This window comes from Bradyrhizobium nitroreducens (assembly GCF_002776695.1).
Classification (GTDB): domain Bacteria; phylum Pseudomonadota; class Alphaproteobacteria; order Rhizobiales; family Xanthobacteraceae; genus Bradyrhizobium; species Bradyrhizobium nitroreducens.
Genome location: NZ_LFJC01000003.1, coordinates 4,641,247 through 4,661,382 on the forward strand (window position 1 = coordinate 4,641,247; position 20,136 = coordinate 4,661,382).

The window sequence follows — 20,136 nt, forward strand, 5'->3', positions numbered from 1 at the left end:
CACCATCCCTCACGATCGCGAGAAATGCGTGGGCACGCTCCGCTTTGCCCACACGCGCGCCTGGCTACCGCCACAGCCGCATCAATGCCCCGTCCTTCCCCGTCACGGGATCAGCCGGCGGCATTGCGACTTGCGGAATCATCTTCAGCGCCTTCGCGTGGTTCTCTGCCGTTGCGCGCGTGATCTCCATCTTCGCGCCGGGCGGATAGGCGCCGATCACGCAGAAATCACGGCTCGCCTTGATGCATTGATGACCGGTGCCCGCCGGCAGGATCGCGACGTCGCCGGCCTTGATGTCCAGCTCCTGGCCGTGGTCGCCGCCGAAGCGGACGCGCGCGCTGCCGCGGGCGACGCCGAGCACCTCATGCACCGTCGCGTGGTAGTGCAGATAGTCGTAGATGCCGTTGCGCCACGTGCCGCCCCAGCCGTTCGCTTCGAACAGATCTTCGATGGTCTCCTCAGGTCGCTCGGGATCGAGCTTCACCGCGCCCTGGTAGACCAGGAAGGGACGGATGTTGTTCGGCACGAGCCCGTCATCCTCGAATACGATGGAGAGCGGCTCGGCATTGTCGCGGACGGCGGACATGGCGGGGCTCCGGGTAACAAGCGTTTGGGGATCAAGACGATGCACGTCCCCTTGTTCCTGCGCCGCTCCGCGCCGGCTTGACGGAGATCAAGGCACGGGCAGCCAATGGCGGGCACGCAAATCGAACCGAAAGAAAAAGGGAACGCCATGTACGCATCCGACGTTGCGCAGCGGCATTTTTCGGCGGCCGTCGACGAGGCGGAGACGTCCGGCCTTGGGCACGAAGCCGTCTGCCGCGCCTTGCTGGGTCTCGTGATCTCGAAATATCTGGAAACGAGGTCCGTCGCCGACATCCAGGCGGAGCTGCGCTTCATCGCCGAGAATTGCGACCCCGACACGGACTTCATGTTCATGCGCCCGTGACGGGCCCCGTAGCCGGCGGCATCGTCCGCCGGCGTTCTCGTCCTATGCGCGCTTCTTCTGCCGCATCAGATCCGCGAAGCGCTGGAACAGATAGTGCGAGTCGCGCGGCCCCGGTGAGGCCTCGGGGTGGTACTGCACCGAGAACACCGGCTTGCCGTCGAGCTGGATGCCGCAATTGGAGCCGTCGAACAGCGAGATGTGGGTCTGCGTTGCGCCCTTCGGCAGCGTCGCCTCGTCCACGGCAAAGCCGTGGTTCATCGAGGTGATCTCGACCTTGCCGGTGGTCTCGTCCTTGACGGGATGATTGGCGCCGTGATGGCCCTGATGCATCTTCTTGGTCTTGGCGCCGACGGCGAGGCCGAGCATCTGGTGTCCCAGGCAGATGCCGAAGGTCGGCGTGCCTGACTTGATGACGTCCTGGATCACGGGCACGGCATATTTGCCGGTTGCGGCCGGATCGCCCGGACCGTTGGACAGGAACACGCCGTCCGGATTCATCGCCAGGATGTCTGCGGACGAGGTCGTCGCCGGTACCACCGTCACCTTGCAGCCGACGCCGGCGAGCAGGCGCAGGATGTTGCGCTTGATGCCGTAGTCGATGGCGACGACGTTGAACTCAGCCTTGTCCTGGCGGCCAAAGCCCTTGTCCCAGATCCAGGGCGTCTCGTCCCAGGTGAAGCGCTGGCCGCTCGTCACCATCGGCACGAGGTCCATGCCCTCGAGGCCGGGCCATTCGCGGGCTTCTTCCTTCAGGCCGTGCAGGTCGAACTCGCCGTTCTTGGCGTGCGCGATCACGGCATTGGGCATGCCCTTGCTGCGGATCAGCGCGGTCAGGGCGCGGGTGTCGATGCCGGAGAGGCCGATGATGCCGCGCGCCTTGAGCCAGGCGTCGAGATGCTTGGTGGCGCGGTAGTTCGAGGGATCGGTGATCGCGGTGCGCAGGATCACGCCGCGCGCGCCCGGCGTCGCCGCCATGTTCACCGTCTCGATATCCTCGTCGTTGGTGCCGACGTTGCCGATATGCGGGAAGGTGAAGGTGATGAGCTGGCCGGCATAGGAGGGATCGGTGAGGATCTCCTCATAGCCGGTCATCGCGGTGTTGAAGCAGACCTCGCCGACGGCGTGGCCTTCGGCGCCGAGACCAAAGCCTTCGAGCACCGTGCCATCGGCAAGCACGAGGAGCGCGGTCGGTTTGTGGTCCGGCCAGGCGGGATCGTTGTCATGTTGTGTCATGAGCGCGTTTCATAGTCCCCGCGAGCGCCGCCGTCAAAGCGCAGATGCGCCGATTCACATGCGTTTTTGCATATTTGACAGGCCTCCTCCCGCCCTTAAGCTCGGCCGCACAATTTCCGGCAATTTCCTGGGCTTGCGAGGCAATAATGGACCAGACCATCCCGATTCTGCTGGTTCCGGGGCTGGCCTCGTCAGCCCGGATCTATGCCCCTGTGGTGCCCGCTCTATGGCGGTTTGGTCCCGTGATGATCGCCAATCATATTCGCGACGACAGCATGGCTGATATCGCCGCCCGGGTGCTGAGCGAGGCGCCGCCGCGCTTCGCGCTGGCCGGCCATTCCATGGGCGGCTACATCGCGCTCGAGATCATGCGCCAGGCGCCCGAGCGGGTGGTGAAGCTCGCGCTGATCAACACCCAGGCCCGGCCCGATACGCCGGAGGCGACCACGCGCCGCCGCGGCCTGATGGAGCGCGCCAGGCGCGGCGAGCTCCGAGCCATTCGCGAGGAGAGCTTTCCGGAGCTCGTGCATCCGTCGCGGCGCGACGATGCCGATATTCTCAAGCTCGTGCACGCGCAGGACGAGGACGTCGGCGTCGAGGGTTATCTGCGGCAGCAGACCGCCATCATCGCGCGGGTGGATTCCCGGCCGACGCTGGCGACGATCACCTGCCCGACGCTGGTGCTGACGGGCGATGCCGACAACACCATTCCCAACGCGTTCTCGAAGGAGATGGCCGAGGGCATCGCCGGTGCAAGGCTCGCAATCCTCGAGCGCTGCGGGCACCTGCCGCAAGCCGAACAGCCGGAAGCGACGGCACGGGCGCTGACCGAATGGCTTGGAACCGAGGTTGTCTCAGGGGCGCGAACGGCCTAGATCAGGCGTCAAATATTCGAAGGGATCACGATCATGCTGCGCGACGACATCAACAATGCGGTCAAGGAGGCCATGAAGGCCAAGGACGAGCGCAAGCTGTCCACGCTGCGCATGGTCAACTCCACCATCAAGAACGCCGACATCGACGCCCGCGGCCAGGGCAAGCCGCCGCTCTCGGATGCCGACCTGCTCGGCGTGTTTCAGAAGATGATCAAGCAGCGACAGGAATCGGTCGAGCTCTACGAAAAAGGTGGCCGCGCCGAGCTCGCCGCCCAGGAGCGCGAGGAGATCGCGGTGATCTCGGCCTACCTGCCGAAGCAGATGGCCGATGACGAGGTGAAGAAGGCGATCGCGGACGCGATCGGCGAGACCGGCGCTGCCGGCATGAAGGACATGGGCAAGGTGATCGCCGTGCTGCGCGCGAAGTACGCAGGGCAGATGGATTTCGGCAAGGCCAGCGGCTTGGTGAAGGCGGCGCTGTCGGGCTAAGTCGTCATTCCGGGGCACGCGTAGCGCGAGCCCGGAATCCATCGCGCTGCTGAGTCCGTTGCTTAATGGATTCCGGGCTCGCGCTACGCGCGCCCCGGAATGACAAGAAGAACAAGGGAGGCAACCGATGACCGGCGCCGTCAAACCGTTCCGCATCGCGATCAGCGACGACATCCTCGCCGACCTCAAGTCGCGCCTGGCGCGCACGCGCTGGCCTGACGCTGAGCTCGTCGACGACTGGAGCCAGGGCGCGCCGCTGAAATGGATCCGGGAGGTCTGTAACCACTGGGCGAATGGCTATGACTGGCGCGCTCGCGAGGCGAAGCTGAACCGCTTCGCGCAGTTCACCACCGAGATCGACGGGCTCGACGTCCACTTCATCCACGTGCGCGCGAAGCAGCCGAACGCGCTGCCGCTGATCATCACCCATGGCTGGCCCGGCTCCATCGTCGAATTCCAGAAGGTGATCGCGCCGCTCACCGATCCGGCCGCGCATGGCGGCAATCCCGCCGATGCCTTTCACGTGATCTGTCCCTCGCTGCCGGGCTTCGGCTTCTCGGCCAAGCCCAAGACAACCGGCTGGGGCGTCGACCGCATCGCCGCGACCTGGGCGAAGCTGATGGAGCGGCTGGGCTATACGCGTTACGGCGCGCAAGGCGGCGACTGGGGCTCGGCGGTGACGACCTCGCTCGGCGCCCACGACCCCACGCATTGCGCCGGCATTCACATCACGCTCGCCTTCAACGCGGCACCGAAAGTCGAGGGCGAGCCGACGGCGGAGGAGAAGCGCGCACTCGCCGGCCTCAAGCACTATGTCGATCTCGATTCCGGCTATTCCAAGCAGCAGTCGACGCGCCCGCAGACGCTCGGCTATGGCTTGACGGATTCGCCGAGCGGGCAGGCGGCCTGGATCCTGGAAAAATTCTGGGCCTGGACCGATTGCGACGGACACCCCGAGAACATCTTCACCAAGGATGAGCTGCTCGACAACGTCATGCTCTATTGGGCGACGGAGACGGCGACCTCCTCGGCTCGGCTCTACTGGGAGAGCTTTGGCAAGCGCCGTACGACGCCTGTGGTCAAGGTGCCGACCGGCGTCGCCGTGTTTCCCAAGGAGATCATCACGCCGGTGCGGCGCTGGATGGAGCCGAACTTCCATCACATCACGCATTGGAGCGAGATGGAGCGGGGCGGGCACTTCGCCGCCTTCGAGCAGCCCGAGCTGTTCGTGCGCGATGTCAGGAAGTTCTTTGCGACGTTGCGGTAGCTACGCGCTCGGCCGTCATGCCCGGGCTTGTCCCGGGCATCCACGGCTTTAGAGTGTCGCCAAAGCAAGAAGAACGTGGATGGCCGGGACAAGCCCGGCCATGACGGAGTTGCTGGGAAACGACCAAGCCATGCTCACCGAAGCCAAGACCTACGACGAGCTCGTCCGCAATTTCCGCTGGGACATTCCTGATCGCTTCAACATGGCGGAAGCCTGCTGCGACCGGCATGCCGACGGCACCGGCCGCCTGGCGCTGATCTATGTCGACGAGAACGGCGCGACCAGCCGCACCTCCTTCGACGAGGTCGCCGAGATGTCGCGCCGCTTCGCCAATGTGCTGAAGGCGGACGGGCTTGTCCGCGGCGACCGCGTCGCGGTGTTCCTGTCGCAGTCGCTGGAATTGCCTGTTACGCATATGGCGGCGTTCCGCTCCGGCATGATCTCGATCCCGCTGTTCGCGCTGTTCGGCGAGGACGCGCTGGAATTCCGCCTGTCGAACTCCGAAGCCAAGGCCATCGTGACCGACGAGGGCGGCTGGGAGAAGCTCGCGAAGATCCGCGACCGCCTGCCGGATCTGAAGAATGTCTATGTCGTCGGCGCACGCGCGCCTTCGGGCACGACCTCGTTCTGGGACGCGGTGAAGGCCGCATCGCCGGACTTCACGCGGGTCGATACGTCGTGCGACGATCCGGCGCTGATCATCTACACCTCGGGCACCACGGGCAATCCGAAGGGCGCGCTGCATGCGCACCGTGTCGTGCTCGGTCATCTGCCGAACGTGGAGATGTGCCACAACTTCCTGCCCAGGCCCGGCGATCTCATGTGGACGCCGGCGGACTGGGCCTGGATCGGCGGCCTCGTCAATGGCCTGCTCGCATTCTGGTATCACGGCATTCCCCTGGTCGGCCATCGTGCGCGAAAGTTCGAGCCGCAGGCGGCGATGCAGATGATGGCCGATCTTGGCGTGCGCAACGTCTTCCTGCCGCCGACCGCGTTGAAGCTGATGCGGCAGGCCGGCGTGAAGCATCCGGGCGTCAAGCTGCGCAGCATCTTCACGGGCGGGGAATCGCTCGGCGGCGAGCTGCTCGGCTGGGTGCGCGAGACCTTTGGTATCGACGCGCATGAAGTGTTCGGCCAGACCGAGTGCAATCTCGTGATCGGCAGCAACTCCAACCTGTTTCCGATCCGCCCGGGATCGATGGGCAAGGCGACGCCGGGCTTCGACGTTCGCATCGTCAACGACAAGGGCGAGGAGATGCCGCGCGGCCAGCGCGGCATCATCGGCGTGCGCCAGCCATGCCCCGTCACCATGCTCGAATACTGGCGCAATCCCGAGGCGACCGCGAAGAAATATGCCGGCGAATTCCTGCTCACCGGCGATCTCGGCGTGCAGGACGAGGACGGCTATTTCTGGTACGTCAGCCGCGAGGACGACGTCATCACCACCGCCGGCTATCGCGTCGGCCCGTCCGAGATCGAGCACACGCTGATGAAGCATCCCTCGGTGGCCATGGCCGCGGTCGTCGGCATTCCCGACCCGATCCGCACCGAATCGATCAAGGCCTGGATCGTGCTGCGTCCGGGCTTTACCGGCAACGATGCGCTCGCGCGAGAAATCCAGGAGTTCGTCAAGGTGCAGCTCGCCGCCCACGAATATCCGCGCTTCGTCGAATTCGCAGAGACGCTGCCGATGACGGCGACGGGCAAGGTGCTGCGGCGCGAGCTGCGCGCGAAAGGTTAACTTCCCGACATGGCCAAGACGTCTCAAGCCGCGGGACTTCACCGCGCCTCGCTCGACAAGCTGCACGATCTCGATGCGGCGCTGGAGCTCATGTACTACGGCTGGCGCGGCATGACGCTGGAGGCCGACGCATACCTTGCGAAGCAGGGCCTGTCGCGTCCGCACCATCGCATCCTCTACGTGGTGGCGCGCCGTCCCGATATCGCGATCGGCTCGCTGCTCGAGGTCCTCGGCATTTCCAAGCAGGCGCTCAACCGGCCGCTCAATCTGCTGCTGGAGCGCAAATTCGTGACGTCCAGGCGCTCGCCCGAGCAGCACCGCTCGAAATTGCTGCGCCTGACGGCTGCCGGGCAGCGTATCGAGCAGCGCGCGTCCGACCACGAACGCAACGTCATGCGACAGGCGTTCGATCGGGCCGGGGCATCCAGCGCAGCGGCCTGGATGGCCGTCATGGAGGCGATCGCCGACCACAATTGACGAATCTCAAGTCAATATAGTTGACATGAGGAGCCGGCTTTGCCACCTTCCTCGCCGACGAGCGAGGGGAAGGCCGCGTCATGAGCGGACAGACGATGAATCGCGCGGCGGCCGGACCCTTTGTCGCGGCATGGTGCGCCAGCTGGTGCAAGGTCGATATCGACGCCGTCGTCGCGCATTTTGCCGATGACGCGCAGATGCGCAGCCCGCTGGCGTTGACGCTGACCGGTTCGCCGGTGGTGAGCGGCGCCGACAACATCCGCGCCTATTGGCGGAAGGCCTATGGTCACGTCGAAAGCGCGGACCTCAAGATATTGAGCTGGAGCTGGGACGAGACGATCGCTCGGCTGACCGTGTGGTGGCAGCTCGGCGACACGCGCGCCAGCGAATTCATGGACTTCGACGAAACGGGGCGCGTCGTCCGCAGCGAAGCCTTTTACGGAAAATAACCATGCGTCTTTCAGATATCGTCCTGCTGCTCAACACGCTCTGGTTCGTCGGCGCCTTCATCCAGTTCAGCATCGCGCAGCGCAACACGCTGAAGATCCTGTTGCCGCGGGAAGAGCGCGGCAATCCGATTGCGCCGACCCTGGCGGCCAGCGTTGCGTTCCTGGGCGGAATGAACCTGCCGATCGGGCTGTTGTCACTCTATCTTCTCGCAGCGCGTCCGGCTTTCTTCCAGCCGGTCGAGGCGCAGCTTGCGCTGTTCCTGTTCTTTTCGGCCTGCCATTTCAGCCAGTTCGCCTACAACCTCCCGGTCCTGATGCGCGGCGGCCGGGTCGGGGTGGCCTACTGGCCGGTGTTGAAGGGGCCGATGCTGCGGATCTTCGTCGTCGACGCGGGCCTGTTCGCGGCCAATCTCGCCGTGGCGCTTCGGCCCGCGATCGCGCCCTGATCTACCGCGGCGGCTCCGAAAGCGCGGCCCGCAGCATCGCGGCGAGATCCTTGCGCCGGAACGGTTTGGTCAGAATGCGCGCGTCGATCCCGTCGGGCGTCTTGACCGGATTTTGGCTGTAGCCGGAGGTGAAGAGCACCTTGAGACCAGGCCGCAACTGAATCGCCTGCCGCGCCAGCTCCGGCCCGAACAGGCCGCCGGGCATCACGACGTCGGTGAACAGCAGCTGGATGTCCCCCGCTTGGCGCAGCACGTCCAGCGCCGCAGGCCCGTTCGACGCCACGATGACGCGGTAGCCGAGCGCCTTCAGCTCGCTCTCGACATAGGCTCGCACCATGTCGTCGTCCTCGACGACGAGGACAGTCTCGTGCCCGTCGGGTGCGGTGACGCGCTCTGCCGGCCGCGGCTCCTCGTTCGGCGGCGTCGAAAGGCGGGGAAAGAACAGCCTGACGACGCTGCCCTGACCCGGTTCGGACTGCATCTGAACGAGGCCGCCGGATTGTTGCGCGAAGCCATAGACCATGCTGAGGCCAAGGCCCGTTCCCTTGCCGACCTCCTTGGTGGTGAAGAACGGCTCGAACGCGCGCCCCAACACCTCGTTGCTCATGCCGGTTCCGGTATCCTTCACAGCCAGCATGACGTAATCGCCCGGATGCGGCTCGCCGTTGACGTCGAGATCGGAGTCGCCAAGCGAGGCGTTGCACACCTCGACCATCAGCTTGCCGCCGTCAGGCATCGCATCGCGCGCGTTGAGCACGAGGTTGAGCACGGCCGTCGCCAACTGGCCGGGATCGACGCTGGCAATCCATAGATCCGGCGCGAAAGTGAAGCTCGACTCGATGTGCTCGCCCAGGGTTCGCCGCAGCAGCTGCTTCATGCCGGTCACCTGCTCGGCAATGTCGATCTCGCGCGGCCGCAGCGGCTGCTTGCGCGCGAAGGCGAGCAGGCTCCGTGTCAGGTCGGAACCGCGCTCGGCAGCGGTGGCGATGTCGTTGGCGATCCGGTGCAGCTCCTTGTTGCCCGCAAGCCGATCGGCGAGGTGCTCCGAGTTGCCGAGAATGACGGTCAGCAGATTGTTGAAATCGTGCGCCACGCCGCCGGTGAGCTGGCCCATGGCTTCCATCTTCTGGGACTGGCTGAGCTTGTGGCTGAGATCCGCGATGGCGGCGCGCTGCTGCTCGAGCGACTCGGCCGTGCTGTTGAGCAAACTCATCAAGCCGCCGAGCTCGCCGCCCGGATGGGGCTCCGGAATACGCGCGCTGAGATCGCCGCGCCCAAGGCTCTTTGCCATCGCCGCGAGCCGCCCGACCTGTCGTCCGATGCTCACGGTCGTGAGGATCCATAGTCCGGCGAGCAGCAGCAGCGAGGCCACCGCGAGAATCGCCATGTCCTCGTAGAGCCGGCGGTTGGCCGCCGCGACCAGTTCGTCCTTGGATCGTCCGACCAGGATGTAGAGGCCGGCCTTGCGGATCGAGGGCGAGCGGGCAACGCCCCAGATCTGCGTGCGGCCGCCGCCGTCGGTGATCTCCCGGAACGGTTCGCCATCGGGCGCTGCGGCAAAGCGGAACAGGTCGGAGCCCGCAATGGATCCGCCGACGGGCACGCTCGAGCCGCCACCCTTGGGTGCAGCCAGGACCGTACCCTTGGCATCGACGAAGAGGATGTCCTTCTTGCCGAGCAGCCGCTTGTCGTGAAACTCCGCGAATTTGTTCAGGTTGAACGATGCGAGCAGCACGAACTTCAGCGCGCCCGCATCCGATCGCACGGGGTAGGCGATCTGGAGCACCGACAGTCCGGTGAGACGGCCGAACACCGGCTCCACCGCGACGACGCCCTCAAGCCCTTTGACCTGTTTGAAATAGCCGCGGTCGTTCAGGTCGAGCGTGCGGTTGGTCCGCAGCGAGTCACAGAACAAGCTGCCGTCGGGATCAATCGTCAGGATACCCGTGAACTGCGGATATTCCTCGCGGACATCCGACAGAAACGCCGAGCACGCCGCCTTGTCGCGGGTGTCGAGGTCGCGGGCCCGGGCTAAACCGTAGTGGAGCTGGGCGGTGCCCTGAATCTTCTCGTCCAGATCGCTGGCGATGTCGTCGGAGGATGCTGCCAGATTGGCCAGGGCGGCGTTGATCTCGCTGGACCTGTTCTGGACGAAACGCAGCCCGACGAGGCTCGCCGGCACCAGCATGGCCGCGATGACGAGGATCAGTAACCGGGTACGCAGGCTCATCGGTAGGCGATCCGCTCTCAGGCGAGGGTGCTCGGAGGTACAATTTGAGGCACGATCATCTGCCCCGTCCATAGCCGTCGGCCCGAAAATCGCACCAAAGGCTAAAGATTTCGCATCGCGAGCATGGTTGCTTCGCCGCCACTTTTCGCGCCGGCCGGCATCAAGTTGCGCCTCCGCGCGGCCGCGCTAATATCGCGGCATGCGCGCGACGAAAGATCGCGCCGATGCGCGGAGGAAGCTGATGTCCATCTCGGGCAAGGTCGATCCGGTGGTGCGTCCAGTCGCGACGACTGACATCGCCGAGGCACTGGTCGAAGGCTTGCGCGATTTCCAGGCGGTGCCGCTTTACGGGCTCTGCTTCGGCGCGCTCTACACGGCCGGCGGCATCGCGATCATGCTGTGCCTGACCGCCTTCGGCATGGTCTATCTCGTCTATCCCCTGGCGGCAGGCTTTGCGCTGATCGGACCGTTCGTGGCGATCGGCCTCTACGAGGTCAGCCGCCGCCGCGAGCGCGGCGAGCCGGTTTCCTTCGGTGCGATCTGGTCGGCCGTGCGCTCGCGCAGCGAGATCGGATGGATGGCATTCGTCACGCTGTTCGTGTTCGTGGTCTGGATGTACCAGGTGCGGCTCCTGATCGCGCTGCTGCTCGGCCTGCACGCCTCGTTCTCGAGCTTGCAGGAATTCATGACGGTGGTGCTGACGACCAATGAGGGCCTGCTGTTCCTCGCCATCGGCAATGCGGTCGGTGCCGTGCTGTCGCTGATCCTGTTCTCGCTGACCGTGGTGTCGTTTCCGCTGCTGCTCGACCGCGAGGTCGATTTCGTCACGGCGATGGTGACGAGCGTGCGCGCGGTCGTCACCAGTCCGTTGCCGATGATCGGCTGGGCCGCCGTCATCGTGATGCTGCTGATCGTCTCGGCACTGCCTTACTTTCTCGGCCTGATCGTGACGCTGCCCGTGCTGGGCCACGCGACCTGGCATCTGTATCGGCGGCTGGTGGCGCCGGTGTAAAGTCGTTGCCTCGGAATAGGTCGTCGCCCCCGCGAAGGCGGGGGCTTCGTGCGCCTTTGCCTACCTACGATTCCGAGTTCGCGGATGCAGACCCGGTCTCGCCTACGGCGTCTTGATCCCCATCGCCTTCAACGCATCGAGCATGCGCTGGGGCGGGCCCATCTTCACCGCCAGCGGCTTGCCGGTTTCCAGCAGGCTCTTGAGGCTGGACAGGATCGCGGGCCAGCCGGACCGGCCCCCGGCGAGGATATCGTCGCTGAGCGGCCGGTCGTGGCCTTCGCTCATGGTGAGCCGGACCGCATCGCCGGCCTGTTCGATCTCGTAGGTCACGAGGGTCGGCCCCAGCTTCTCGATCAGCTCAGGCCAGTTCACGTTGAACGTGACCGAGAGCTTCCGCGGTGGATCGTAGGCGAGGACCTCGCCGCTGATGTGCAAGGCGCCGTCGGGCGTGCGCACGATGAACGCACCGCCAAGGCGAGGCTCGACCTCCACGGTATTGCCGAAGAAATACTGCCTGCTGAACTCGGCCGAGGTCAGGGCGTCCCATACTTTCTCGGGCGTCGAGGCGATGTAGATGGTGTAGACCGTCAGCGGTTTGAACTGATCGAGCTTCATTTCGCGTCGAATCCCTTGTTGAGAGCTGCGCGCGGGATGGCGAGCACCTGGCCTCTCTCCAGCAGGCTCTTCAGCCCGGACAGGATCGCCGGCCAGCCATTGGAGACGGCGCCGAGATACTTTCCGCCCTCGACGAAGCCGTCATGCAGCACGGTCAAACGCACCAGCGAACCGAACGGTTCGATGGTGAAGACGACGCGCGAGATCGGCTCGCGGCGGAGCTCCTCGAACTTGTGGTGCTTGAAGCTGTAGGACAGTCGTCGCGGTGGATCGGATTCCAGGATCTCGCCGGAATCGGTGATCTCGCCGTCGAGCAGCAGCGCAAACGGCGAGCCGAGCTTCCAGTCCGAGCGGACCTCGGCGCCAAACCAGTATTGCCTCGTGAACTCGCTCGACGTCAGCGCCTCCCACAGCTTCTCCGCCGTGGTCTCGATATAGGTCACGTAGACGAACTCGGGCTTACTCATCGCGCTTCTCCAACTGACGTTTCAACTCGCCGAGCGCGGCGAGCTTGCCGCGCTCGAATTTCCTGATCCAGCGCTCGCCGATCTGATGGATCGGCACCGGATTGAGATAGTGCAGCTTCTCGCGGCCATGCCTGATGGTCGTGACGAGGTTGGCCTCTTCGAGAATGACAAGGTGCTTGGTGACGGCCTGCCGCGTCATGGCGAGGCCCTCGCAGAGTTCGTTCAGCGTCTGGCCGTTCCTGGCGTGAAGCCTGTCCAAGAGCGAGCGTCGTGATGCATCGGCGAGCGCTTTGAAGACCTCATCCATGGCAGCGATAATAGGCAACTAAATGGTTGCATGTCAAGATGGTGTGTTGGGCACGCGTATTCGGCTGTGTTAGCGTCGAAGCTCAGCCAGCACAGATTGGTTCCGGGAGGACATTGATGTTCCGCTGCATCTTGCCTGCTGCCGTCCTCGTCCTTTTCGCGTGCAGCTCTGCGACCTACGCGCAGCAGCAAACGATCGGCGCGCCGCCTGAAGCCTCCAACATGAAGCTCGTCGGCAGCAATGATCTGCAGGCCCGCAGCGCCTATCAGCCGACCATCCATCACCAGGGCGATCGCTGGATCGCCTATATCGGTCATCACGGCGGCACCGACGACGTTCCCGCACCCGTCAATCCGATGACAGGCAAGGCCGAGCCGAACGGAACCTCGATCGTCGACGTCACCGATCCCGCCCGTCCGAAATATCTGCGGCATCTGCCGGGACAGGAGGGCAAGTACGAATCCGGCGGCGCGCAGATGGTGCGGGTCTGCGACGGCAAGTCGTTGCCGAAGGGCGATCCCACCGCGGTCTACATGCTCAGGACCTTCGGCGGCGAGGCGCATGAAATCTGGAACGTCACCGATCCCGCCAGTCCCGTGCTGATCACGCGCATCGGCGGTCTGAAGGACACGCACAAGAGCTGGTGGGAATGCGACACCGGCATTGCCTATCTCGTCTCGGGCGCGCCGGACTGGCGCACGCGGCGCATGACGCAAGTGTATGATCTCTCCGATCCCGCGCGCCCGCACAAGATCCGCGACTTCGGCCTGCCGGGTCAGGAGCCCGGCTCGACCGGCGCGGTGCCGACCGAGTTGCACGGGCCGATCTCGACCGGGCCCAACGGCAACCGCGTCTATTTCGGCTACGGCACCGACAAGGACGGCATTCTGCAGATCGTCGATCGCGACAAGCTGCTGAACGGGGCAAAGGAGCCGACGCCGGACAATCTGCGCTATCCCGAGATTGCGCGCATGCCGATGTCCGCCTTCAACGGCGCGCACACGACGTTTCCGATGCTCGACATGCCCATCGCCGAATTCTCCGAGGACAAGGACGGCAAGACCCGCGACATCGTGATGATCGTGAATGAAGCGATCCTCAACGAATGCGGTGAGGCCAGGCAGATGGTGTGGTTCGCCGACGTGACCACCGAGACGCGGCCGATGATGATCTCGAGCTACACCGTGCCGGAGGCCAGCGGGCGGTTCTGCCAGCGCGGCGGCCGCTTCGGCGCGCATTCCTCGAACGAGAGCATGGCGCCGGTCTATTACAAGAAGATGGCCTTCATCGCCTTCTTCAATGCCGGCGTGCGCGCGCTCGACATCCGCGATCCCTATCATCCCAAGGAAGTCGGCCATTTCATCCCGGCGATCACGGCTGCGACCGACAAGCGCTGCATCCCGATCGAGGGCGGCGAGCGCTGCAAGGTCGCGATCCAGACCAACAACGTCGAGACCGATGACCGCGGCTACATCTACATCGTCGACCGCGCCAATACCGGTTTGCACATCCTCGAATTGACGGGGGCAGCGCGCGCGGCCGCCGGCCTGCCGAAGAACTGACGATGCGGCGCGGGGCGCTAGCGCGCGCGGAGAAGATGAGCGCGCTTCCGTTCCCGCCCGTCCCATGCATTAATACCTCCAAACCGCTCCCGAGCCCGAGTCCCTCCCATGATGTCCATGCAAGCCTATTTCGCCTTCCTCGCCGCCTGCATCGCGCTGGCGCTGCTGCCGGGGCCGATCGTCACGCTCGTCATCGCCAATGGCCTGCGCCATGGCACCCGCGCCGCGCTCACCAACGTGGCCGGCGCCCAGGCGGGTCTCGCCATCGTGATCGGCATCGTCGCAATCGGCCTGACCTCGCTGATGGCGACCATGGGCTACTGGTTCGACTGGGTGCGTTTTGCCGGCGCCGCTTATCTGGTCTGGCTCGGCATCAAGCTGATCTGGGCGCCGGTCGAGGGCGTCGAGCTCGACACGCCGCCTCCGCCGCCGCGCGGCGGCTTCTTCCTGCAAGGGTTCCTTGTGCTGCTGTCGAACCCGAAGGTGCTGGTGTTCTTCGGCGCGTTCATCCCGCAATTCATGGACATGAGCCAGCCGCACTTTCCGCAGGTCGCGCTTCTCGGCGCGACCTTCATGGTCACCGCCGTGATGACGGACGCGCTCTATGCCATCGCCGCCGGGCGGGCGCGAAAGTTCTTCTCGGCCCGCCGCACCCGGATGATGTCGCGCATCTCCGGCGGCTTCATGATCGGCGGCGGCATCTGGCTGGCGCTGACCCGGGCAAAATAACCTCCAGGCCGGCCGGACCGGCTTGAACCCTTCGCGGCGGCACAGCGTCCAATCGGGCATTGCCGCCGACGAAGGATTTTTGCCGTGCCGAATTTGCCCCCGCTGGTTTACGCGATGCTGCTCGCGCCGCTCGCGCTCGTCCTGATTGCCGCGATCGTCAAGACCTGGCAGGTGCGCGAGGCGCGAGGCTGGCCGCAAGCGGCAGGCAAGGTCGTCACCTCGGTGGCCGAGGTGCGCGAGGTCAGGGTGTCCGATGACGAGCGCGAGGACGGCTATCGCACCGAGAGCCGCAATTTCGCGAACGTCACCTACGAATATTCCGTCGGTGGCTGCAAGCTGCGCTGCAACCGCATCTCGATCGGCGAGGACCTCGGCAATTTCCAGGTCGCCGAGAAGCTGGCGAAATATCCCGCCGGCAGCATCGTCACCGTCTATTACAATCCGCGCCATCCCGATCAGGCCGTGCTGGAGCGCGACCTGCCCAAGGGCCTGTGGGGCTGCCTCGGCATCGGCACGGCGATCGTGCTCGCCATCATCTTCGGCTCGGTCTTCGGCCTCAACCAGGGCTACCAATATCTCGCCCATCACATCGGCCGGCCGGATCTTGCCGGCCTCGTCGTCGCCTTCGGCGCGTTCGGCCTCGTCATCGCGCTGATGGCCTGGGCGGTGCGGCGGCAGGCCTCGATGGCGACGCGCTGGCCGGTCGTGCCGGGCACGATCAAGCTGTCGGGCGTCGAGGAGTATCACGAGGCCAGCGAGGCGGGCGAGGCGCGCGGCCTCGAGATGTTCGGCAAGCGCGTGACCTACACCTATCGCTATCAGAACATCTGCTACACCAATGAATGCGCGCGCGTCGCGGCGGAAACGCCTGACGCCTCCGACGAGATGCTGAAGAAGCTGATGTCGCGCTACCAGGACGGCGCTACCGTCGAGGTGCGCGTCAATCCCGACAATCCGGCGGAGGCGACGCTCGACGTTCGCGCCGACGGCCGCATGGCCTACGTGTTGTGGGGCATCGCCGCGATCTTCGCCGCGCTTGCACTGTTCGTCGCAACGCGCGGCGGCTAATCGACCGGCAGCTCGGTCCGCAACTCCACCTCGATCTCGCCAAGGATCCTTGCCAGCCGTTCGGCCCATTGCTGCTGGCCCGCGTGGTCCGCTATCAGATCCTGCCGGATCTCGATGCCGGTGTTGACGAGGCCGCGCCCTTCGCCGTGCACGGGAATGGTGTAGTCGGTGAGATCGCTGACGGCGTAGGGCTCGTTGTCACCGACGACGAGGTCGCCCTGCCCGCGCAGATGCTTCAGCAGCAGATGCGGCAGCACGGTGTCGCGGTTGTACAGCGCGCCGATGTGCCAGGGCCGCGCGACGCCGGCATAGACGGGCGTGAAGCTGTGCAGCGACACCAGCACCGTCGGCCGTCTGTCGTGCAGGCGGGTGTCGATCGCGGCACCGATGCGATCATGATAGGGCTCGAAGATCTCGCGGCGCCGCGCCGCGCGCTCCCTGTCCGAAATCCCTTCGTTGCGCGGGATCGCGGTGGCTTCGGAGATGACGGGGATCGAGCTTGCCGCCGCGGGCGGGCGGTTGCAGTCGATCACCAGCCGCGAATAGCGCTGCGCGATCAGATGCGCATCGAGCATCTCGGCCAGCCGGTCGGCGACGCCGGCAATCCCGATGTCCCAGCCGATGTGCCTGACGAGCTCGCTTTCCGCGATGCCAAGATCGCCGAGCGCGCGTGGCAGCGCCCGTCCGTAGTGATCCGAGGTGAGCAGGAAAGGCGATGTCCCTGACGCATTCACCTCATGCACGGGAGAAATATCGCCCTCGCCGAGCAGTTGATCGGCCGTCTCGGCCGTCTGCAAATCCATCCTGGTTGCCTATGAAACGATAATTTGTCTAAACGGAGTAACCTGATTGCACGGACCTCGCAACGTTAGACCAGCATGACCTCCGATCGCCTCTTCGTCTACGGCACCCTGATGCGCGGCTTCGACCATCCGATGGCGCGGCTGCTGGCGGGCCACGCGGATTTCCTGGGTGAAGCGACCTGCCGCGGCCGGCTCGTCCTGGTGAAGCATTATCCGGGACTGCTGCTGTCGGACGCGGCCTCCGACATCGTCCATGGCGAGCTCTTTCAGATGCGCGTGCCTGACGAGCTGCTGGGCGAGCTCGACATGTACGAAGCCTGCGGCGAGGGCTTTCCGGAGCCGACCGAATATCTGCGCCAGCTGGTCGATGTGACGCGCACCGATGGCAGCGTCGGGAAGGCCTGGACCTATGTCTACAACTGGCCGGTCACCGATCTGCCCCGCATCGAGTCCGGGCGCTTTCTGAATCACTAGGCCGACAGCACTTCCTTCACCACGCGCACGTCGACTTCGCGCTCGACGTAGCTCCACTCCTCGGTCCGCCTCAGCATGCCCACCAGCTCCTCGAACAGCGAGGCGTGCGCAGGCGCGAATTCGAACCAGGTCAGGAAATCGAAGGGCTCGCCGAGGTCGCGGCAGTGATAGAGCTGGCGCGCGATCGCGGGCAGGAAGCGAAGACTGCTCGCGATGTGGTGCGACTTCTCCTCGAAGATCCTGCGGCGCTCCTCCTGCGTCAAATCCCACCAGGCCTGCGACTTGCGGATCGGGATCAGCGCCGCGCTGGTTGCCTCCACTCGGCCGAGCCCGGCCTGCACCGCCACCAGCTGCTCCTTCTCGGCCCGTTCGGTGTAGCGCAGGCTGCTGGCCACGCCGACCAGCCGCCAGGCATTGCGCGAGGGCACCAGCGGCAGAGAGACGGCCTCGCTGTCGGTCACCGACAGCGCAGGGACGAAGGGCAGGGGCTCGCCCGTCACCGGTGCAATCGAGGTCACCCGCCAGCCCCCGCTCTGGCCGCCTCGAAAGGTCCTGAACATGGCGCTATGGAAGCGTGGAACCGGGCGCGGTTCAAGTGGCTCTGTCATTCCGGGGCTCCTCGAAGGGGCGAGCCCGAAATCCATCGCGCCGCCGGAAAACTGGGAGAAATGGATTCCGGGCTCGCGCTACGCGCGCCCCGGAATGACAGAGTGGGCTGTGAACAACGCGCATAATCCTGACAAACCTAACTTTTAGGCCCGCCGCACCTATATCCCTGATCCTTCGCCCGACTCACTTTGGATTGCGCTAGACACAGCCCATGCGCTTCACGCCCCAGTTCCTCGACGAGCTTCGTGCCCGGCTTTCGGTCTCCGAAGTCGTGGGCAAGCGCGTCAAGCTGAAGAAGGCGGGGCGGGAGTGGAAGGGGCTGTCGCCGTTTCAGCAGGAAAAGACGCCGTCCTTCTACGTCAACGACCAGAAGGGCTTTTACCACGACTTCTCCTCCGGCAAGCACGGCGACATCATCTCCTTCGTGATGGAGACCGACGGCCTGCCGTTCGCGGAAGCCGTGGAGCGGCTCGCCAGCATGGCGGGGCTGGCGCTGCCGGCGGTGACGCCCGATGCGGCGCGGCAGGAGCAGCGGCGCCGCACGCTGCATGACGTCATGGATCTCGCCGCGACCTATTTCGCGGAGACGCTGGCCTCGCGCTTGGGCGCGAAAGCGCGCGGCTATCTCGCCGATCGGGCGATCTCGCCGGCGACGCAGTTGCAGTTCCGCCTCGGCTACGCCTCGCCCGATCGCTTCGCGCTGAAGGAGCATCTCGGCAAGCTCGGCGTCTCCGTCGAGGACATGGTCGAGACCGGCCTGTTGATCGGCGGCGACGACATTCCCGTTCCGTACGACCGCTTCCGCGACCGCGTGATGTTTCCGATCACGGATCTGCGCGGCCGTGTCATCGCCTTCGGCGGGCGTGCGCTGGAAAAGGACGTTCCGGCAAAATACCTGAACTCGCCGGAGACGCCGCTCTTCCACAAGGGCGACAATCTCTACAACCACCAGACCGCGCGCAAAGCCACCCATGACGGCGCATCGCTGATCGTGGTCGAGGGCTATGTCGACGTCATCGCGATGGTCACCGCGGGTTTTGCCGGCACTGTCGCGCCGCTCGGCACCGCGCTCACGGAAAGCCAGCTCGCGCTGCTCTGGAAGATGGCGGACGAGCCGATCCTCTGCTTCGACGGCGACCGCGCCGGGCAGAAGGCGGCTTATCGTGCCGCGGATCTTGCCCTGCCCTACCTCGCGCCCGGAAAGAGTCTTCGTATCGCGCTGCTGCCGGAAGGGCAGGACCCCGACGATCTCGCCCGCTCCGGCGGCCGGGGCGCGATCGAGGAGGTGATCGGAGCTGCCCGTCCGCTCGCCGACATGATCTGGTCGCGCGAGCTCGAAGGCGGCAATTTTGCCACGCCCGAGCGGCGTGCCGCGCTGGAAGCGCGCATCAAGGAGCTGACCAACGGCATCCGCGACGAGGTGGTGCGGCGCTATTATCGCGACGAATTCGTCGAGCGGCTGCAGCGTACCTTCGCCCCCGAGGGCGGGCGCGGCGGCTTCGGCGGCCGCGGCACTTTCCGCCAGGGCCAGGGCGGCCGCCCATTCCAGTCCGGGGGTGGGGGAGGCGCGAATCGATTCGGCGGCCAGAGATTTGGCGGAGGATTTGGCGGCGGGCGCCGCGGGCCGTCTGGCCCCACCCCGCTACCGTCGGGCCCCTACCAGGCGGCCAGCCCCCAGCTGGCGGCCAGCCCGATCATGAAGGGCCAGCGCAGCGCCATCTCCCGCCGGGAGGCCCTGATCCTGCAATGCCTGATCAACCACCCCTGGCTGCTGCACGACCACCTCGAGGAGGTCGCGGCGCTGGAGCTTGCCCACCCCGAGGCCCACAAGCTCAGGGCCGGCATCATCGCCGCCTTCGCCAACGACCATCACCATTCGCCTGACCCCGAGGAGCAGGCCGAGAAGATGCGCGGCGATCTCGTGAAGGGAGGATTTTCGCAGGTTCTTCAAAGGGTTGAAAACGGTATCACGACCGCGGCAGTGTTTGGCGCCCGTGAGGGCGCGGCGCGGGACGACGTTCTTGCCACCTGGCATCAGCTGGTTGCCTTGCATCGCCAATACCATTCACTACTTAGAGAGCTGAAGGATGCCGAGCTGGCCTTGGGGGACGACCCAAGCGAGGCTGACTGGACGTGGCTGCGTGATATCAAGGCTCGGCTGGCCGAGGTCGATGGCACCGAGGCCCTGATCGAGGGTTTTGGCGAGCTGTCGGGCCGGTTCCAGAAGAGCGTGTGATGAAAGAATCATGCGGACGGCCGAAGCCGGAACCGCTAAAAGACTCGCCAAATCCAAGGTTTGGCGACAAAACAGGGTTAATCGAGGCTTAACGGTCT

The 20,136-nt window shown here is 65.3% G+C and carries 22 protein-coding genes; 14 read left to right on the forward strand and 8 right to left on the reverse strand.

Going from position 1 to position 20,136, the window contains the following annotated elements; genetic code table 11:
- Positions 1 to 64 precede the first annotated feature (64 nt).
- The gene (locus TSA1_RS22385) at positions 65 to 586 is read right to left on the reverse strand and encodes a hypothetical protein (protein ID WP_100178221.1); all 522 of its coding nucleotides are present in this window, start codon (positions 584 to 586) and stop codon (positions 65 to 67) included.
- Positions 587 to 733: 147 nt separating this feature from the next.
- On the opposite strand from TSA1_RS22385, the gene TSA1_RS22390 reads away from it, so the two are divergent.
- Positions 734 to 949: a hypothetical protein gene (locus TSA1_RS22390; RefSeq protein ID WP_100181279.1), complete on the forward strand. Its 216-nt coding sequence runs from the start codon at positions 734 to 736 to the stop codon at positions 947 to 949.
- 42 nt (positions 950 to 991) lie between these two features.
- Here TSA1_RS22390 and carA read toward each other — a convergent pair whose 3' ends face one another.
- Positions 992 to 2,182 carry a glutamine-hydrolyzing carbamoyl-phosphate synthase small subunit gene (gene carA / locus TSA1_RS22395; RefSeq protein WP_100178222.1) on the reverse strand — a complete coding sequence of 397 codons (1,191 nt, stop codon included), beginning with the start codon at positions 2,180 to 2,182 and terminating at the stop codon, positions 992 to 994.
- A gap of 146 nt (positions 2,183 to 2,328) precedes the next feature.
- On the opposite strand from carA, the gene TSA1_RS22400 reads away from it, so the two are divergent.
- The 7 genes from TSA1_RS22400 to TSA1_RS22430 all read left to right on the forward strand — a co-directional run bounded on the left by TSA1_RS22400 (position 2,329) and on the right by TSA1_RS22430 (position 7,926).
- Positions 2,329 to 3,057: an alpha/beta fold hydrolase gene (locus TSA1_RS22400; RefSeq protein ID WP_100178223.1), complete on the forward strand. Its 729-nt coding sequence runs from the start codon at positions 2,329 to 2,331 to the stop codon at positions 3,055 to 3,057.
- A 33-nt stretch (positions 3,058 to 3,090) separates the two neighbouring features.
- Complete coding sequence (locus TSA1_RS22405; protein ID WP_100178224.1) at positions 3,091 to 3,546, forward strand: GatB/YqeY domain-containing protein; 456 nt, start codon at positions 3,091 to 3,093, stop codon at positions 3,544 to 3,546.
- A gap of 127 nt (positions 3,547 to 3,673) precedes the next feature.
- The gene (locus TSA1_RS22410; RefSeq protein WP_100178225.1) at positions 3,674 to 4,813 is read left to right on the forward strand and encodes an epoxide hydrolase family protein; all 1,140 of its coding nucleotides are present in this window, start codon (positions 3,674 to 3,676) and stop codon (positions 4,811 to 4,813) included.
- 130 nt (positions 4,814 to 4,943) lie between these two features.
- A complete protein-coding gene (locus tag TSA1_RS22415) occupies positions 4,944 to 6,554 on the forward strand; it encodes an acyl-CoA synthetase (RefSeq protein WP_100181280.1) in 1,611 nt (536 codons plus the stop codon).
- A 9-nt stretch (positions 6,555 to 6,563) separates the two neighbouring features.
- The gene (locus tag TSA1_RS22420) at positions 6,564 to 7,031 is read left to right on the forward strand and encodes a MarR family winged helix-turn-helix transcriptional regulator (RefSeq protein ID WP_100178226.1); all 468 of its coding nucleotides are present in this window, start codon (positions 6,564 to 6,566) and stop codon (positions 7,029 to 7,031) included.
- A gap of 80 nt (positions 7,032 to 7,111) precedes the next feature.
- Complete coding sequence (locus TSA1_RS22425) at positions 7,112 to 7,480, forward strand: nuclear transport factor 2 family protein (protein WP_100178227.1); 369 nt, start codon at positions 7,112 to 7,114, stop codon at positions 7,478 to 7,480.
- A 2-nt stretch (positions 7,481 to 7,482) separates the two neighbouring features.
- Positions 7,483 to 7,926 carry a hypothetical protein gene (locus TSA1_RS22430; RefSeq protein ID WP_100178228.1) on the forward strand — a complete coding sequence of 148 codons (444 nt, stop codon included), beginning with the start codon at positions 7,483 to 7,485 and terminating at the stop codon, positions 7,924 to 7,926.
- A gap of 1 nt (position 7,927) precedes the next feature.
- Here TSA1_RS22430 and TSA1_RS22435 read toward each other — a convergent pair whose 3' ends face one another.
- Complete coding sequence (locus TSA1_RS22435) at positions 7,928 to 10,156, reverse strand: ATP-binding protein (protein WP_100178229.1); 2,229 nt, start codon at positions 10,154 to 10,156, stop codon at positions 7,928 to 7,930.
- A gap of 241 nt (positions 10,157 to 10,397) precedes the next feature.
- On the opposite strand from TSA1_RS22435, the gene TSA1_RS22440 reads away from it, so the two are divergent.
- A complete protein-coding gene (locus TSA1_RS22440; protein WP_100181281.1) occupies positions 10,398 to 11,168 on the forward strand; it encodes a DUF2189 domain-containing protein in 771 nt (256 codons plus the stop codon).
- Between the two features lie 102 nt (positions 11,169 to 11,270).
- Here TSA1_RS22440 and TSA1_RS22445 read toward each other — a convergent pair whose 3' ends face one another.
- The 3 genes from TSA1_RS22445 to TSA1_RS22455 are packed head-to-tail and all read right to left on the reverse strand — an operon-like array spanning position 11,271 to position 12,557.
- Entirely contained in the window at positions 11,271 to 11,783 is a 513-nt protein-coding gene (locus TSA1_RS22445) for an SRPBCC family protein (RefSeq protein ID WP_100178230.1), read from the reverse strand.
- Entirely contained in the window at positions 11,780 to 12,250 is a 471-nt protein-coding gene (locus TSA1_RS22450) for an SRPBCC family protein (protein ID WP_100178231.1), read from the reverse strand. Before TSA1_RS22450 ends, TSA1_RS22445 begins: the two co-directional genes overlap by 4 nt.
- Positions 12,243 to 12,557 carry an ArsR/SmtB family transcription factor gene (locus TSA1_RS22455; RefSeq protein ID WP_063687468.1) on the reverse strand — a complete coding sequence of 105 codons (315 nt, stop codon included), beginning with the start codon at positions 12,555 to 12,557 and terminating at the stop codon, positions 12,243 to 12,245. Before TSA1_RS22455 ends, TSA1_RS22450 begins: the two co-directional genes overlap by 8 nt.
- Before the next feature lie 116 nt (positions 12,558 to 12,673).
- Between TSA1_RS22455 and TSA1_RS22460 the strand changes: the two genes are divergently transcribed.
- The 3 genes from TSA1_RS22460 to TSA1_RS22470 all read left to right on the forward strand — a co-directional run bounded on the left by TSA1_RS22460 (position 12,674) and on the right by TSA1_RS22470 (position 15,916).
- On the forward strand, positions 12,674 to 14,119 hold the full coding sequence (locus TSA1_RS22460) for an LVIVD repeat-containing protein (protein ID WP_100178232.1): 1,446 nt from the start codon (positions 12,674 to 12,676) through the stop codon (positions 14,117 to 14,119).
- Positions 14,120 to 14,227: 108 nt separating this feature from the next.
- The gene (locus TSA1_RS22465) at positions 14,228 to 14,848 is read left to right on the forward strand and encodes a LysE family translocator (RefSeq protein WP_174719020.1); all 621 of its coding nucleotides are present in this window, start codon (positions 14,228 to 14,230) and stop codon (positions 14,846 to 14,848) included.
- Between the two features lie 84 nt (positions 14,849 to 14,932).
- The gene (locus tag TSA1_RS22470; RefSeq protein ID WP_100178233.1) at positions 14,933 to 15,916 is read left to right on the forward strand and encodes a DUF3592 domain-containing protein; all 984 of its coding nucleotides are present in this window, start codon (positions 14,933 to 14,935) and stop codon (positions 15,914 to 15,916) included.
- Here the strand turns inward: TSA1_RS22470 and TSA1_RS22475 are convergent.
- Positions 15,913 to 16,719, reverse strand: a complete 807-nt coding sequence (locus tag TSA1_RS22475; RefSeq protein WP_100178234.1) for an N-formylglutamate amidohydrolase — start codon at positions 16,717 to 16,719, stop codon at positions 15,913 to 15,915. The two genes, TSA1_RS22470 and TSA1_RS22475, sit on opposite strands and share 4 nt — an antisense overlap.
- 75 nt (positions 16,720 to 16,794) lie before the next feature.
- Between TSA1_RS22475 and TSA1_RS22480 the strand changes: the two genes are divergently transcribed.
- Entirely contained in the window at positions 16,795 to 17,193 is a 399-nt protein-coding gene (locus TSA1_RS22480) for a gamma-glutamylcyclotransferase family protein (RefSeq protein ID WP_100178235.1), read from the forward strand.
- Here TSA1_RS22480 and TSA1_RS22485 read toward each other — a convergent pair.
- Complete coding sequence (locus TSA1_RS22485) at positions 17,190 to 17,753, reverse strand: chlorite dismutase family protein (protein WP_100178236.1); 564 nt, start codon at positions 17,751 to 17,753, stop codon at positions 17,190 to 17,192. The genes TSA1_RS22480 and TSA1_RS22485 overlap by 4 nt on opposite strands.
- Before the next feature lie 260 nt (positions 17,754 to 18,013).
- Here TSA1_RS22485 and dnaG point away from each other — a divergent pair, with 260 nt between their 5' ends.
- Positions 18,014 to 20,038 (forward strand): DNA primase, encoded by a 2,025-nt coding sequence (gene dnaG, locus TSA1_RS22490; RefSeq protein ID WP_100178237.1) that lies wholly within the window; start codon positions 18,014 to 18,016, stop codon positions 20,036 to 20,038.
- Positions 20,039 to 20,136 lie beyond the last annotated feature (98 nt).

Bases quoted from the DNA above. Each gene is read 5' to 3' on its own strand.
- TSA1_RS22410 (WP_100178225.1), top strand. From the start codon at position 3,674: ATGACCGGCGCCGTCAAACCGTTCCGCATCGCGATCAGCGACGACATC.
- TSA1_RS22405 (WP_100178224.1), top strand. From the start codon at position 3,091: ATGCTGCGCGACGACATCAACAATGCGGTCAAGGAGGCCATGAAGGCC.
- TSA1_RS22465 (WP_174719020.1), top strand. From the start codon at position 14,228: ATGATGTCCATGCAAGCCTATTTCGCCTTCCTCGCCGCCTGCATCGCG.
- TSA1_RS22390 (WP_100181279.1), top strand. From the start codon at position 734: ATGTACGCATCCGACGTTGCGCAGCGGCATTTTTCGGCGGCCGTCGAC.
- TSA1_RS22460 (WP_100178232.1), top strand. From the start codon at position 12,674: ATGTTCCGCTGCATCTTGCCTGCTGCCGTCCTCGTCCTTTTCGCGTGC.
- TSA1_RS22480 (WP_100178235.1), top strand. From the start codon at position 16,795: ATGACCTCCGATCGCCTCTTCGTCTACGGCACCCTGATGCGCGGCTTC.
- TSA1_RS22430 (WP_100178228.1), top strand. From the start codon at position 7,483: ATGCGTCTTTCAGATATCGTCCTGCTGCTCAACACGCTCTGGTTCGTC.
- TSA1_RS22400 (WP_100178223.1), top strand. From the start codon at position 2,329: ATGGACCAGACCATCCCGATTCTGCTGGTTCCGGGGCTGGCCTCGTCA.
- TSA1_RS22455 (WP_063687468.1), bottom strand. From the start codon at position 12,557: ATGGATGAGGTCTTCAAAGCGCTCGCCGATGCATCACGACGCTCGCTC.
- TSA1_RS22450 (WP_100178231.1), bottom strand. From the start codon at position 12,250: ATGAGTAAGCCCGAGTTCGTCTACGTGACCTATATCGAGACCACGGCG.
- TSA1_RS22435 (WP_100178229.1), bottom strand. From the start codon at position 10,156: ATGAGCCTGCGTACCCGGTTACTGATCCTCGTCATCGCGGCCATGCTG.
- TSA1_RS22475 (WP_100178234.1), bottom strand. From the start codon at position 16,719: ATGGATTTGCAGACGGCCGAGACGGCCGATCAACTGCTCGGCGAGGGC.
- dnaG (WP_100178237.1), top strand. From the start codon at position 18,014: ATGCGCTTCACGCCCCAGTTCCTCGACGAGCTTCGTGCCCGGCTTTCG.
- TSA1_RS22385 (WP_100178221.1), bottom strand. From the start codon at position 586: ATGTCCGCCGTCCGCGACAATGCCGAGCCGCTCTCCATCGTATTCGAG.
- TSA1_RS22420 (WP_100178226.1), top strand. From the start codon at position 6,564: ATGGCCAAGACGTCTCAAGCCGCGGGACTTCACCGCGCCTCGCTCGAC.
- TSA1_RS22425 (WP_100178227.1), top strand. From the start codon at position 7,112: ATGAGCGGACAGACGATGAATCGCGCGGCGGCCGGACCCTTTGTCGCG.
- TSA1_RS22440 (WP_100181281.1), top strand. From the start codon at position 10,398: ATGTCCATCTCGGGCAAGGTCGATCCGGTGGTGCGTCCAGTCGCGACG.
- TSA1_RS22445 (WP_100178230.1), bottom strand. From the start codon at position 11,783: ATGAAGCTCGATCAGTTCAAACCGCTGACGGTCTACACCATCTACATC.
- TSA1_RS22485 (WP_100178236.1), bottom strand. From the start codon at position 17,753: ATGTTCAGGACCTTTCGAGGCGGCCAGAGCGGGGGCTGGCGGGTGACC.
- carA (WP_100178222.1), bottom strand. From the start codon at position 2,182: ATGACACAACATGACAACGATCCCGCCTGGCCGGACCACAAACCGACC.
- TSA1_RS22415 (WP_100181280.1), top strand. From the start codon at position 4,944: ATGCTCACCGAAGCCAAGACCTACGACGAGCTCGTCCGCAATTTCCGC.